The organism is uncultured Leifsonia sp. (assembly GCF_945957465.1).
GTDB lineage: Bacteria > Actinomycetota > Actinomycetes > Actinomycetales > Microbacteriaceae > Leifsonia.
The window spans coordinates 1-11,928 of record NZ_CAMFLC010000075.1 but is presented as its reverse complement, the minus strand read 5'-3'; the positions used below and the strand labels follow the sequence as shown (position 1 = coordinate 11,928).

Genomic DNA, 11,928 nt, shown 5'->3' with positions numbered 1-11,928 from the left:
ATTTCTGCCCACCAGTTTTCAAGACTGGCTCCATCGGCCGCTCGGACAGCCCTCCCGGCGCCGGCGAACGGCGCCGTTGCAGTCTACAGGCCCCCGGATTCGTCACGAATGTCGTCATTCGTGGCACGAATCGCGGCATTCGTGACGAATCCCTGGGGCCCTCGCGGGCCCCACGCGGGGCACTGTGGCGGTGCTCAGCGGGCGCGGCGACCCGTGAGGAAGACGTTCGCGACACCGGCGAGCAGCACGATCAGGGCCGACACGAGCGGGGCGAACATCGCCACGTGCGTGCCTGCACTCTGTGCCAACGCACCCACCAGCGCCGACGACGCCGACTGGCCGACGATGACCGCCGAACCGAGCATCGTCATCACCGTCGCCGAACGGCCCACCGGGCTGCGCTCGGCGCCGAAGCTGTACTGCGTGACCAGCGTCGGGCCCACCCCGAAGCCGGCGATCAGCAGGACGAGGACCACCCCGGGAACCGTCGTCGCGAACGGCAGCGCGAGGGTCGAGCCCACCAGGATGACGGCGAAGGTCAGCCAGCGCCAGCGGAGGGCGAAACGGAGCGGGAACCACGCGACGCCGAGTGCCAGGGCCGCCGACCCGACGCCCATCACGCCGTAGACCAGGCCGGCCTGCTCCGGGTGGCCGAAGTCGGACAGGAACGAAGTCAGGGCCGTGAGCATCGCCCCGAAGAACAGGCCCATCCCGAGCACGCCCACCGTGACGGCGACGAGCCCCGGCCGGAGCAGCTCGCGGGCGGGAGCCTGGCGGACGGGGAGGCCGTCGCCGGCGGTCGGGCGCCCCCCGCCGCTGCGGTGCAGCGCGAAGGCGGAGACGAAGACGACTGTGAGCACGGCAGCGCCGATGATCGGCGCGGCCGGGTTCAGCGTCGTCGCGAGGAGGCCGACGATGAACGGGCCGAAGACGAAGACCACCTCGTCGGCGGCCGACTCGTACGCCATCGTTCCGTTGAGGACGGCGGCGCGGCGGTCACCGGGCAGCCGGTTCGCGATGATGCCCACCAGTCGGCTGCGCGACATTGGTGAGACCTGCGGTGCGGTCGCCCCGATCACGAACGCCACGATCAGGACGACGAAGTCGGGCGACGCGCTGAACGCCACCCACGCCATCGCCAACAGCGCGACACTGTTCGCGACGCCCGCCGCGAGCACGACACCTCGCTGGCCGATGCGGTCGGCCGCCGCGCCGATCAGCGGGCCGAAGATCGCGGTGCCGACGCCGACCATCGCCGAGGTCAGACCGCCGAGCGACAGCTCGCCGCGCGCGGAGACCACGAGGGTCAGCACGCCGACGACCATCATGGCGTACGGCAGGCGCGCCAGCAGGGCGACAGGGAAGTAGGAGAAGCCGGCGGCGCGCAGCAGCGTGGTCGGCTGCTCCGTCTGCCGGTCGGGTGCGGTTCGCGTCATGCGTGACTCAGGCCTTCTGTGTTCCGCGGCGGACCGCGGGCTGCGAGTGCCGCCTTGGTCCGCCGGGCGAGCCGGCGCGAGGTAGATACACGATGGAACGATGTCGGAGGACGAACCTCCTGTTATTTCAAGTGTGCACCACCGCGGATCATTCCGGGTAGCTCGCGGTCGAGCGCTGCGAGCACCGCTCCGTCAGTCCTGGAACGGCTTGGAGCAGGTGACCTGCGCCGCCGTCTGGCCGTGCACGTCCGACGGGAGCTCGACCGACGAGCCATCCGTCGGAGCCGGGGTCGATCCGTCGGCCGGCGAGGTCGCCGACGCGTCGGAGGGCGCCTGGGTGGCCGGAGTCTGCGCCGGCGCATTCGGGTCGGCCTCCGACCCCACACCGGTGTCGCCGGTCAGCGTGACAGGCTTGTCGTTCTGCAGCGCCTGCATCAGCGTGGCGGCGGCGTCCTTCGTGGGAGCCACACCGTCGCCCTCGTAGTGGTTGGGGTACTGGACGAACACGACCTTCGCGACGTCGATGTTCTTCAGCGCCATGGCCATCGACGCGATGGTGGTCGGGTTGTTGAGGCTCTCCGACAGGGAGATGTTGCTCGTCGCCGCCTTGGCGAGGGCATAGACCTTCACCGGGTTGGCGAGGGTGTCCGCGCTCTTGATGGTGCGCACGAGCGACGACAGGAACACCTGCTGATTGCTGATCCGGCCGAGGTCGGAGCCGTCGCCGACGCCGTGGCGCGTGCGGAGGAAGGCGAGAGCCTGCGGGCCCTGCAGGGTGTTCTCGCCGGCCTTCACATTTAGCCCGGTGTACGGGTCGGAGATGTCGCCGGCCACGCAGACCGGGACTCCCCCGACGGCGTTCGACATCTCGATGACGCCGTCGAACTGGATGACGCCCGCATAGGGGATGTCGAGCCCGGTCAGCTTCTCGACCGTGAGCACGGTGCAGGCGAGACCGCCGTAGCTGAGGCTGTTGTTGATCTTCTGGCGGCTCATCGCGTCGAAGCTTCCGCCCTTGGGATCGGGGCACGACGGGATGGGGACGTACATGTCACGCGGGAAGCTGACGACGGTCGCATTCTTGTGATCGGCCGAGACGTGCAGCAGCATCGTCACGTCGTTGAGGTTCTCGCCGCGCTCACCGTAGGCCGCGTTGCCGCCGCCGGAGTCGCTGCCGGCCAGGAGCACGTTGAAGGCGCCGTCCATCGCCCCGAGCCCGGGGGTGACGACCTTGCCTTTGGAGTCGACGAGCTTGACGGCGGGCTTGAGGCTGGCCGCAACGTCGTACGCCGCGTAGGCCGCGACGCCGGCGGTGCTGATGCCGGCGACGGCGAGAACGCCCGCGAGGAGGGCGGCGATCGTCTTGAACGGGTGGTGCCGCTTGAGGCGTCCGTGCCGGGCGACGGACGGGCCGGCGGACTTCTCCTGAGCTCGCGCCTGAGCGCGGGTGGGCAACTCGTCCATTCACTCCCTCTCGTCGGACGACAGCGGAACGGCGACGCATGAGAAAGCGCACACCATCACCCAGTCTGACATATCCGCCTGGCAATGGTCTGGGCAGAGAAGTCCCTGGTCACTCGGCGCGTCGCCGCGACGTCAGAGGGAGTGCAGAACGGCGGCGAGTCCGTCGTCGGCGACCGTGCCGGTCACTTCGGTCGCAACCGCCTTGACCTCGTCGGGAGCCTGCCCCATGGCCACGCTCCGGCCTTCGGCGCCCGCCCACTGGAGCAGCTCGAGGTCGTTGCGCCCGTCACCGACGGCGACCAGGCGCGACGCCGGCATGTCGAGAGCGTGCCGCACGCGCTCCATCGCCGTGGCCTTGCTGACCCCGTCCGGAGAGATGTCGAGCCAGGCCGTCCAGCCGATGGAGTAGCTCACGCGCTGCAGCCCCATGCGGTCGACGATCGCGAGGAACTCCTCCTCGTCGTGCTGCGGCGAGACGACGACGACGCGGGTGGCCGGATGTGCGCTGAGCTCGTCGAACTCGACCTGCTGCGCGTTGACGAGCTCCCAGTCGGTCATGCCCTCGGTGTAGCGCCGGAAGCCGGTCGGGTCCTCGACCATGAAGCTGCCGGAGGGCAGGTGCGGCCGGATGGTGCGCAGCACCTCGGTCGGATCGAACGTCTCGATGAACTCGCGTCGATAACCACCCTCGACGGTTTCATCGCGCATCATCGTGAGCGCACCGTTGGCGCAGACGACGAACCGGCTGGTCAGACCGAACTTCTCGTGGATCGGCCGCGCCGTCTCCCAGCTGCGGCCGGTCGCCAGCATGACCTCGTGGCCCGCCTCGCGCACCCGCGTCACGGCCTCCAGGACGGCGTCGCCGACGCGTTCGTCCTCGTGGATGAGGGTGCCGTCCACGTCGAGCGCGATCAGCAGGCGGTCGCTCTCGGCTGCAGCGCTCACGACGCGATCGGCTCCAGCACGTCGAGGCCGCCCAGGTACGGACGCAGCGCCTCGGGGACCAGCACCGATCCGTCGGCGCGCTGGTGGGTCTCGAGGATGGCGACCAGCCAGCGGGTCGTCGCCAGGGTGCCGTTCAGGGTGGCGACCGGCGCGGTCTTGCCGCTCTCGGTGCGGTACCGGATCTCCAGACGGCGCGCCTGGAACGTCGTGCAGTTCGAGGTGGAGGTGAGCTCGCGGTAGCGGCCCTGCGTCGGGATCCAGGCCTCCACGTCGTACTTGCGCGCGGCGCTCGACCCGAGATCGCCCGCGGCGGTGTCGATGACGCGGTAGCTGAGCCCGAGGGCCTGCATCATCTCCTCCTGCCACGCCAGCAGCCGGGCGTGCTCCGCCTCCGCGTTCTCGGGGAGGGTGAAGACGAACATCTCCAGCTTGTTGAACTGGTGCACGCGGATGATGCCGCGCGTATCCTTGCCCGCCGAGCCGGCCTCGCGCCGGTAGCACGTGGACCAGCCGGCGTAGCGCAGCGGTTCCGCGACGTCGAGGATCTCGTCGGCGTGGTAACCGGCGAGCGCGACCTCGCTCGTCCCGGTGAGATAGAGGTCGTCGTTGCCGAGGTGGTAGACCTCGTCGGCGTGCGAGCCGAGGAAGCCGGTGCCCTGCATGACCTCGGGCTTGACCAGGGTCGGCGTGATCATCGGCACGAACCCGTTCGACACGGCCTTGTCGAGCGCCATGTTCATCAGCGCGAGCTCGAGACGCGCACCGACGCCGCGAAGGAACGAGAACCGGGCGCCGGACACCTTCGCGCCACGTGCCATGTCGATCGCGCCGAGCAGCTCGCCGAGCTCGAGGTGGTCGCGCGGCTCGAAGTCGAACTCCGGGATGCCGCCGACCTCTTTGAGCACCACGTAGTCGTCCTCGCCGCCGCTCGGGACGCCTTCGACGATGGGATTGCCGATACGGCGGAGCACGACGTCGAAACGGGCTTCAGCCGCGTTGGCCGCCTGCTGCGCCTCCTTCACCCGGCCCGCGAGCTGCTGGGCCTGCGCGACGAGGGCCTGCTTCTGGTCCTTGGGCGCCTGCGCCACCTGCTTGCCGAAGGCGTTCTGCTCCGCGCGCAGTTCTTCGAAAGCCGTGATCGCGGCGCGACGCTCCACGTCGGCCTGCAGCGCTTCGTCGACGAGCTGCACGGAGTCGCCGCGCGCCTCCTGGGAACGTCGGACGACATCGGGATGCTCGCGCAGGAGGACGGGATCGATCACCGCCCCAGCTTATCGCCGTCGGGTAACGTGATCCCGTGAGCGATCGGGAGGGGTCACCCGGCACCACGGTGGCGGTCGTCTACAACCCGGTCCGCGTCGATGTGCCGCGCGTGCGGGCGGCCGTGGAGGCCCGCGCGGCGGCGATCGGCGACGTCGACCTCATCTGGCTCGAGACGACTCCCGACGACGCCGGCCAGGGCCAGGCGCGCCAGGCTCTCGATCGCGGCGCCGAGCTGGTGCTCGCCGCGGGCGGCGACGGGACGGTCCGCGCGGTCGCCGAGGCGCTGCGCGACCAGGACGCCACGCTCGGCGTGCTCCCCGGCGGCACGGGCAACCTCCTGGCCCGCAACATCGGCCTGCCGTACGGAAACCTCGAGGAGGCCTGCGCGGTCGCGTTCGAGGGCGTCACGCGTCGCATCGACATCGGTGTGGCCGTGGCGGAGCGCCCGGGCCGCGAACGCACCGAGCACGCGTTCCTGGTCATGGCCGGCATGGGGATCGACGCGCGCATGATCGCGACAGCCCGGCCGGAGCTCAAGAAGCGGCTGGGCTGGGTCGCCTACGTCGAGTCGGCGTTCCGGGCGCTCCCCCGGTCGAAGAAGGTGCGCGTCCGGTTCCGGATCGACGACGACCGCGAGCGCACGGCGCACGTCAGCACCATCCTCTTCGCGAACTGCGGAACCCTTCCCGGGAATCTCGAGCTGATCCCCGACAGCGAAATCGACGACGGACTGCTCGACATCGCGGTGCTGCAGCCGGCGACCGTGTTCGGCTGGCTGGCGATCTGGCGCACGATCACGTGGGAGAACCGGGTGCTGCGCAAGAGCGCCCTCGGACGCAAGATCATCCGCATCACGGACCGGGCCGGGCGTACCCGGTTGAGCTATCTGCGTGGACGCTCCGTCACCGTGCAGCTGGAGGAGCCGGAGCCGTTCGAGATCGACGGCGACGGCTTCGGCGACGTGACCGGGCTCGTGCTGACCGTGGACCCGCAGGGCCTGCGCGTCCGCGTGCCGCGCTGAGCGGCCGCCCAGCACCTTTCACCCTCTCTTCATCTTGTCCTCCTGGGCGCCCTCCACCAGCATCAATACTTGTAATGCTTGTAACTGACATTTTCGACGCAGCATGACACGCTCCGTCGAACAGGAGAGGGACCACGTCATGACGAACCAGCGAATCTCACCGGCACGCGTGCCGGGATCGGGGCCGAGGACGATGCTCAGGTGGAGGGCCGGTGCGACGCTCGGCGCCATCGCCGGGATGAGCGCCTTCGCCGGAGTCGGCGGCGCGTACGCGGACGAGACCTGCACTCCCGCGGCGAGCTGCGTCGAGCTCGCTTCCGGCGACACCGACGAGCGGCTCGCGTCCGGAACGATCGCTTCCGCCGACGACCGCACCACAGGGCTCGTGGAGGACGGGACCGGTGGCGAGGAGCCCGGTGGCGAGGAGCCCGGCGTCGGCGAGACCGGTGGCGAGGAGACCGGTGGCGAGGAGCCCGGCGAAGCCGGCAGGGGCGACGCCGAGTCGTCGGCCGAGGGCGATGACTCCAGCGAGGTGGAGGGCGCTGCGGCCGAAGACATCCCGGGCGCCGAGGACATCCCGGGCGCCGAGGACATCCCGGGCGCCGAAGACACCCCGGGCGCCGAAGACACCCCGGGCGCCGAGGACACCACCGACGCCGCGCACGCCGCGCACGCCACCGCCCCGGACCCCGAAGTCGCCACCCTGGCCGTGGGCGAGATCCCCCGCGTCGCACCGAGCGACATCACGTGCTTCACCGATCCGAGCGGCAGCGTGTCCTGCTTCGGCTCGGGCGAACCCGGCGCAGGGCTGCACATCGAAACCGCGGACGGGACGACCGTCTGCGAGACGACCGTGCAGAGCGACGGCACGTGGATGTGCGTCTCACCCGGTCCCGAGCTGCCGACGACGGCCGTGTCGACCGATCGGACCGGGACCATGTCGCCGCCCGTCGCGCTGCCGACGCTTCCCAGCCGGATCAGCTGCGAGTCGGCCGCCGGTGGCATCGTCACGTGCGCGGGGCTGAGCGCCGCCGGCGCCGCGATCGTGGTGCTCGACGGCAACGGAGCAGAGGTCTGCTCGACGACGGCGGATGGCGACGGCAGCTGGTCGTGCACGTCCACCGGACCGGTCACGGCGACTCCGCTCGCGGCGATGCTCGGCGATGCGACCGGAGGCGTCGGCAGCGGCTACTACGGCATCCCGGTCTTGCCGGCGCCCGCCGCTCCCGCCCCCGACCCGGCGCCTGCGCCGGCTCCCGACCCGGAGCACGCTCCGGCGCCGATGCCGTCGCAGGACGATCCCGGAACCCCGTCGCAGGGCGGCGTCGCGATCGCGCCCCAGGCCGCCGCTCCCGTCGACACCACGCGGCCGGCAGGCGCCGATGCCTCCGACGTCGCCGAGGAGCTGGCGGAGACGGGACGCGACACGGACATCGCCGGCGCCGCCTTCGCCGGCGCGGCGATCATCGCCCTCGGCGCGCTGCTCTGCACGGGCCGCCGCCGAGTGGAGGCCTGATCGATCACCGATCCGGTCCGATCGACGCCGGGAGGGCGTCCGCGCGAAGCGGGCGCCCTCCCGGCGTTCTCGTGCGACGAGTCGGCGCAGGCCTCGCGTCGGGCCTACCGCTCGCCGTCGTCGCCGAGACGGCCGTCGACGGATTCGTCGGCGTACGAGACGGACCGCGGGCGTCGCCCGGCGAGCGCCGTCAGGAAGAGCAGCGCCACGAGGGTCGCGAGCCCGATCGTGATCATCGGGCCGGCCAGCATCCAGCCGAGCTGCGAGATCACGAGCGAACCGACGTCGGTGGACGGCGTCGAGCCCGTGTACGAGAGGCTGACCGAGACGGAGTAGAGCACGACTCCCAGCACCACGAGCCCGGCACCGACGATCCAGAGCGCGAGCATGAGCGGGTTGCGACGCGGCGACAGCTCGAGCCGGTCGAGGAGGCCAGGGGCCGGCACGGCGTAGGCGCGAACGAGATCAGTACGGTCGAAATCAGTACGGTCGAAATCAGTACGGTCGAGATCGGCACGGTCGGCGGACTGGCCGAGGTCCACGGCGGTGCGGCTCGCCATCTCGGCGGCGCTCGGAGCGCTGGGCGGCAGGGCGACCGGATCCACGGACAGCGCCGCAGCCTCCACCGCGGGGGCGCCGTCGTCTGTTCGCGGCCGCGCGCGCACCGGTTCGGCTCCCGCGTCGGGCGCAGCGGCCGACGCCGTCCGCACCCGGGTGCGCGGACGCTCGCCGGGCTGCGGCCGGTAGCCCCGCTGGAACGCCGGGTCGTAGCGGGGATCGAAGCTGCGCGCCGCGTCCTTCTGCTCGTCGTCCACGATCATCCCGACCTCCTGCTGGGCAGCTTACCCGCGGCGCGTCGAACCGGCACCGGTGTCGTCGACGAGCGCCCCGAGCCACTCGCGCGCCTCGGTGAACACGTCGTCGCGGTAGCGCTGGTCGAATTCGACCCGCACGCCGTCGGCCCGCGGGTACGACCCCAGGAAGATCACCGAGGGGCTGAACCGGCGCAGGCCGAGCAGTGCGTCCGCGACGCGCTCGTCGTGGACGTGGCCGTCGGCGTCGATGACGAACCGGTAGCGGCCGAGCGCGTCGCCGATCGGTCGGGACTCGATGAGGCTGAGGTTGATCCCCCGCGTCGAGAACTGTTCGAGGAGGTCGAGCAGCGATCCGGGGCGGTCGTCCGGGAGCTCGGCGATGAGGCTGGTCTTGTCGGCGCCCGTCGGCGCCGGCACGCTGCGGGAGGTGCTCACCAGCACGAACCTCGTGACCGCGTTGGGGTTGTCCCCGATGTGCTCGGCGAGCACGGTCACATCGTGGTGGTCGACGATCCCCGGCGGGGCGATCGCGGCGTCGGCGGTGCTGCCCTCGAACAACGACGCCGCGGCGGCGACGTTGCTGGAGGCGGGGAGGTGGCCGTGCGCGGGGAGGTGCGCGTCCAGCCACTGGTGGCATTGGGCATAGGCGACGGGGTGCGCGTTCACGGTGCGCACCTGGGCGAGCGTGGTGCCGGGGCGGGCGACCAGCACGAAGTCGACCGGCACCAGGTACTCGCCGATGATCCGCAGCCCCGGGATGGTGGCCAGTGCGTCCTGCGCCACCGAGACACCACCCTCGATCGAGTTCTCGATGGCGATCATCGCGGCGACGCTCCGGCCCGCGACCACGTCGGCGAGCGCCTCGCCCACGTTGTTGACGGCGCGCCAGCTCTTGCCGCGGGCCTCCGGCACCTGGGCGAGGGCGGCCTCGGTGAAGGTGCCGGACGGCCCCAGGAAGCTGTAGACCTCGTCGACGGAGGCGGGCAGCTCGGCGGTGGGGTCGGCGGGGGCGCTGGACATGGCCCCTAGCCTATAGAGGCGCGGCAGCTCACCGAGAGCCGCCCGGCTCAGCTCCCGCCCGGCGTCGGAGCGTATCGCGCGGTGATCTCCGCGACGGCCGCGTCACCGGGTGCGGTCGTCACGCCTGTGGCCTGCCGGAGCGACTCGCCCGGCGTCCATCCTCGCCCGCTCGGCGAGGGCTCGATGTCACGCTTCCACGACGGCGCCACCCGGTCGAGCAGGAGACCGAGCTGTGCACCGGTGGCGTAGTAGACGTTGCGCGTCAGGCCCGAGTCGTCGACCGGCTCGTGCCAGGCCGACTCGAGCCAGTCGACGAACGTGACCCCCGCCTCCGCCGAATCCGGCGCGGCGATCCGCTGGTACGCCCTCTCGAAGTAGGTTGCCGTTCCCTCGATGGCCTCGACGTCGTCCTGGGCCTTCACCTGCGGCCACGTCTGATACCGCGCGGCACGTATCGCCGCGAGGTCGGCCGCCAGCTGCGGGAATTCGGCGGCATCAGCCGTCGACACGCGGTCGAGGATGGCGAACTCGGCCGTCAGAAGCCGACGGTGCTCGGGGGTGTGCGGGAAGTCGAAGACAGCGGGGTCGCCATCGACGTCGTACCTCCAACCGGCCTGCTTGCCCACGTGGAAGGCCTCGTGCATTGCGAACGTCGCGAAAGGCAGACCCGCCGGCGGATCGTCGCCGAGCATCCCGTCGTGGAACTTGAAGCCGAGGACCTCGATGCCGCCGACGTCCAGCCAGGTGAAATCGCCGGGCATCCAGAGACCCGGCGTGGCGAGGCCGAATGTGTTGCTCACGTAGACGTCGCGCAGAGCGGCGTGGTCGGGGAAGCTCACCTTCTGCATCCCGGACGTGTCGACGACCTCGCTCATGTTGATGAGGTAGGCGTAGCGCCAGAGCGGGCTCTTCGCGCCGTCGGTGCGGAGCAGCACGAGCGGTTGGCGGTCATACCGGTAGTCGCTGGTCCAGAGGCGATCGGGAAGCGCCGCGGAGGCGGAGAAGACGTCGGCGAGCTGGTCGAACGCCGTCCGATCGGTTCGGTCGAGGCGTTGGTACGAGCTCGCCGGAAGGGCCTTGAACAACACCGTCGCCGTGGTCGCGACGACGAGGAGACTCACGACGACGAGGGCCGCAATGCGCCTTCGTCTGCGTCGACGCGGCTCCGCCGCGGGTCGCGTGCCGTCGACGGCGCCGACGCTCGTTTCGACATGATCGTGGCCTGACATGGTCCCCCCGACGGTAGCGTGCGATCTGCAATCATCAATATCATCGGGGGCTGCGAATACTCCTCGCCCCATCCTCACTGCCGTGGAAGAGTAGTCCCATGGACGAACGAGCAGGCACTCCCGCGCAGCCCTCCGACCTCATCGACGTCGACGCCCTGCGGCGCGCGTACTACGAGCTGAAGCCCGACGTGAGCATCCCGGAGCAGCGGGTGGTGTTCGGCACCTCCGGCCACCGCGGCTCGTCGCTCGACACCGCCTTCAACGAGAACCACATCGCGGCGACGACACAGGCGATCGTGGAGTACCGCAACGCGCAGGGGGTCACCGGGCCGCTGTTCATCGGCGCCGACACCCACCTGCTCAGCGAGTTCGCGACGACGACGGCGCTCTCGGTGCTGGTCGGCAACGAGGTGCGCGTCCTCGTGGACGAGTTCGACGACTGGGTGCCCACACCGGCCGTGTCGCACGCGATCATCGCCTACAACAAGGCCGGCCACCCCGACCGGGCCGACGGAATCGTGGTCACGCCCAGCCACAACCCGCCCCGCGACGGCGGGTTCAAGTACAACCCGCCGCACGGCGGCCCGGCCGACACCGACGCGACCAGCTGGATCGCGAAGCGCGCCAACGAGATCATCGCCGACGGAATGCGCGACGTGCGGATGTCCGAGCCGAGCGGCGTCGAGACGTACGACTTCCGCGGCAACTACGTGGCCGACCTGAAGAACATCATCGATGTCGAGGCGATCAAGAGCAGCGGGATCCGCATCGGCGCCGACCCGCTCGGCGGCGCGAGCGTGAACTACTGGCAGGCGATCGCCGACACGTACGGGCTCGACCTCACGGTCGTGAACCCGGAGGTCGACCCCACCTGGAGCTTCATGACGCTCGACTGGGACGGCAAGATCCGAATGGATCCGTCGAGCCCGTCTGCGATGGCCTCCGTCGTCGCCCGCAGCGGCGAGTTCGACATCCTCACCGGCAACGACGCCGACGCCGACCGCCACGGGATCGTTACGCCCGACGGCGGGCTGATGAACCCCAACCACTACCTCGCGGTCGCGATCGACTACCTGTTCCGCACGCGCACCGGCTGGCGGGAGGACGCGGCGGTCGGCAAGACCCTCGTGTCGTCGTCCATCATCGATCGCGTCGCCGAGTCGATCGGGCGGCGGCTGTGGGAGGTCCCGGTCGGCTTCAAGTGGTTCGTCCCCGGCCT

At 70.7% G+C, this 11,928-nt stretch carries 10 protein-coding genes; 3 read left to right on the top strand and 7 right to left on the bottom strand.

Annotated elements, in window-relative coordinates; genetic code table 11:
- Positions 1 to 194: 194 nt before the first annotated feature.
- The 4 genes from Q0Q23_RS18790 to serS form a co-directional block, all read right to left on the bottom strand.
- Positions 195 to 1,436, bottom strand: coding sequence for an MFS transporter (locus Q0Q23_RS18790; protein WP_295127896.1), 1,242 nt, complete (start codon positions 1,434 to 1,436; stop codon positions 195 to 197).
- Positions 1,437 to 1,628: 192 nt separating this feature from the next.
- Positions 1,629 to 2,900, bottom strand: a complete 1,272-nt coding sequence (locus Q0Q23_RS18785) for an LCP family protein (RefSeq protein ID WP_295127893.1) — start codon at positions 2,898 to 2,900, stop codon at positions 1,629 to 1,631.
- 132 nt (positions 2,901 to 3,032) lie between these two features.
- Positions 3,033 to 3,845, bottom strand: coding sequence for an HAD family hydrolase (locus tag Q0Q23_RS18780; RefSeq protein WP_295127890.1), 813 nt, complete (start codon positions 3,843 to 3,845; stop codon positions 3,033 to 3,035).
- A complete protein-coding gene (serS, locus tag Q0Q23_RS18775) occupies positions 3,842 to 5,107 on the bottom strand; it encodes a serine--tRNA ligase (RefSeq protein WP_295127887.1) in 1,266 nt (421 codons plus the stop codon). The genes Q0Q23_RS18780 and serS overlap by 4 nt, the downstream gene beginning before the upstream one ends.
- Before the next feature lie 35 nt (positions 5,108 to 5,142).
- Here serS and Q0Q23_RS18770 point away from each other — a divergent pair, with 35 nt between their 5' ends.
- Positions 5,143 to 6,129 carry a diacylglycerol kinase family protein gene (locus Q0Q23_RS18770; RefSeq protein WP_295127884.1) on the top strand — a complete coding sequence of 329 codons (987 nt, stop codon included), beginning with the start codon at positions 5,143 to 5,145 and terminating at the stop codon, positions 6,127 to 6,129.
- 139 nt (positions 6,130 to 6,268) lie between these two features.
- Positions 6,269 to 7,645 (top strand): hypothetical protein, encoded by a 1,377-nt coding sequence (locus Q0Q23_RS18765; protein WP_295127881.1) that lies wholly within the window; start codon positions 6,269 to 6,271, stop codon positions 7,643 to 7,645.
- A 104-nt stretch (positions 7,646 to 7,749) separates the two neighbouring features.
- On the opposite strand, the gene Q0Q23_RS18760 is transcribed toward Q0Q23_RS18765, so the two are convergent.
- The 3 genes from Q0Q23_RS18760 to Q0Q23_RS18750 are packed head-to-tail and all read right to left on the bottom strand — an operon-like array spanning position 7,750 to position 10,709.
- Positions 7,750 to 8,466: a hypothetical protein gene (locus tag Q0Q23_RS18760; protein WP_295127878.1), complete on the bottom strand. Its 717-nt coding sequence runs from the start codon at positions 8,464 to 8,466 to the stop codon at positions 7,750 to 7,752.
- Positions 8,467 to 8,487: 21 nt separating this feature from the next.
- The gene (gene pheA / locus Q0Q23_RS18755; protein WP_295127875.1) at positions 8,488 to 9,480 is read right to left on the bottom strand and encodes a prephenate dehydratase; all 993 of its coding nucleotides are present in this window, start codon (positions 9,478 to 9,480) and stop codon (positions 8,488 to 8,490) included.
- Positions 9,481 to 9,527: 47 nt separating this feature from the next.
- Positions 9,528 to 10,709 carry a hypothetical protein gene (locus tag Q0Q23_RS18750; RefSeq protein WP_295127872.1) on the bottom strand — a complete coding sequence of 394 codons (1,182 nt, stop codon included), beginning with the start codon at positions 10,707 to 10,709 and terminating at the stop codon, positions 9,528 to 9,530.
- Between the two features lie 98 nt (positions 10,710 to 10,807).
- On the opposite strand from Q0Q23_RS18750, the gene Q0Q23_RS18745 reads away from it, so the two are divergent.
- On the top strand, positions 10,808 to 11,928 hold a 1,121-nt coding region (locus tag Q0Q23_RS18745), incomplete at its 3' end, for a phosphoglucomutase (RefSeq protein ID WP_295127869.1).

Bases quoted from the DNA above. Each gene is read 5' to 3' on its own strand.
- pheA (WP_295127875.1), bottom strand. From the start codon at position 9,480: ATGTCCAGCGCCCCCGCCGACCCCACCGCCGAGCTGCCCGCCTCCGTC.
- Q0Q23_RS18790 (WP_295127896.1), bottom strand. From the start codon at position 1,436: ATGACGCGAACCGCACCCGACCGGCAGACGGAGCAGCCGACCACGCTG.
- Q0Q23_RS18750 (WP_295127872.1), bottom strand. From the start codon at position 10,709: ATGTCAGGCCACGATCATGTCGAAACGAGCGTCGGCGCCGTCGACGGC.
- Q0Q23_RS18765 (WP_295127881.1), top strand. From the start codon at position 6,269: ATGACGAACCAGCGAATCTCACCGGCACGCGTGCCGGGATCGGGGCCG.
- Q0Q23_RS18785 (WP_295127893.1), bottom strand. From the start codon at position 2,900: ATGGACGAGTTGCCCACCCGCGCTCAGGCGCGAGCTCAGGAGAAGTCC.
- Q0Q23_RS18760 (WP_295127878.1), bottom strand. From the start codon at position 8,466: ATGATCGTGGACGACGAGCAGAAGGACGCGGCGCGCAGCTTCGATCCC.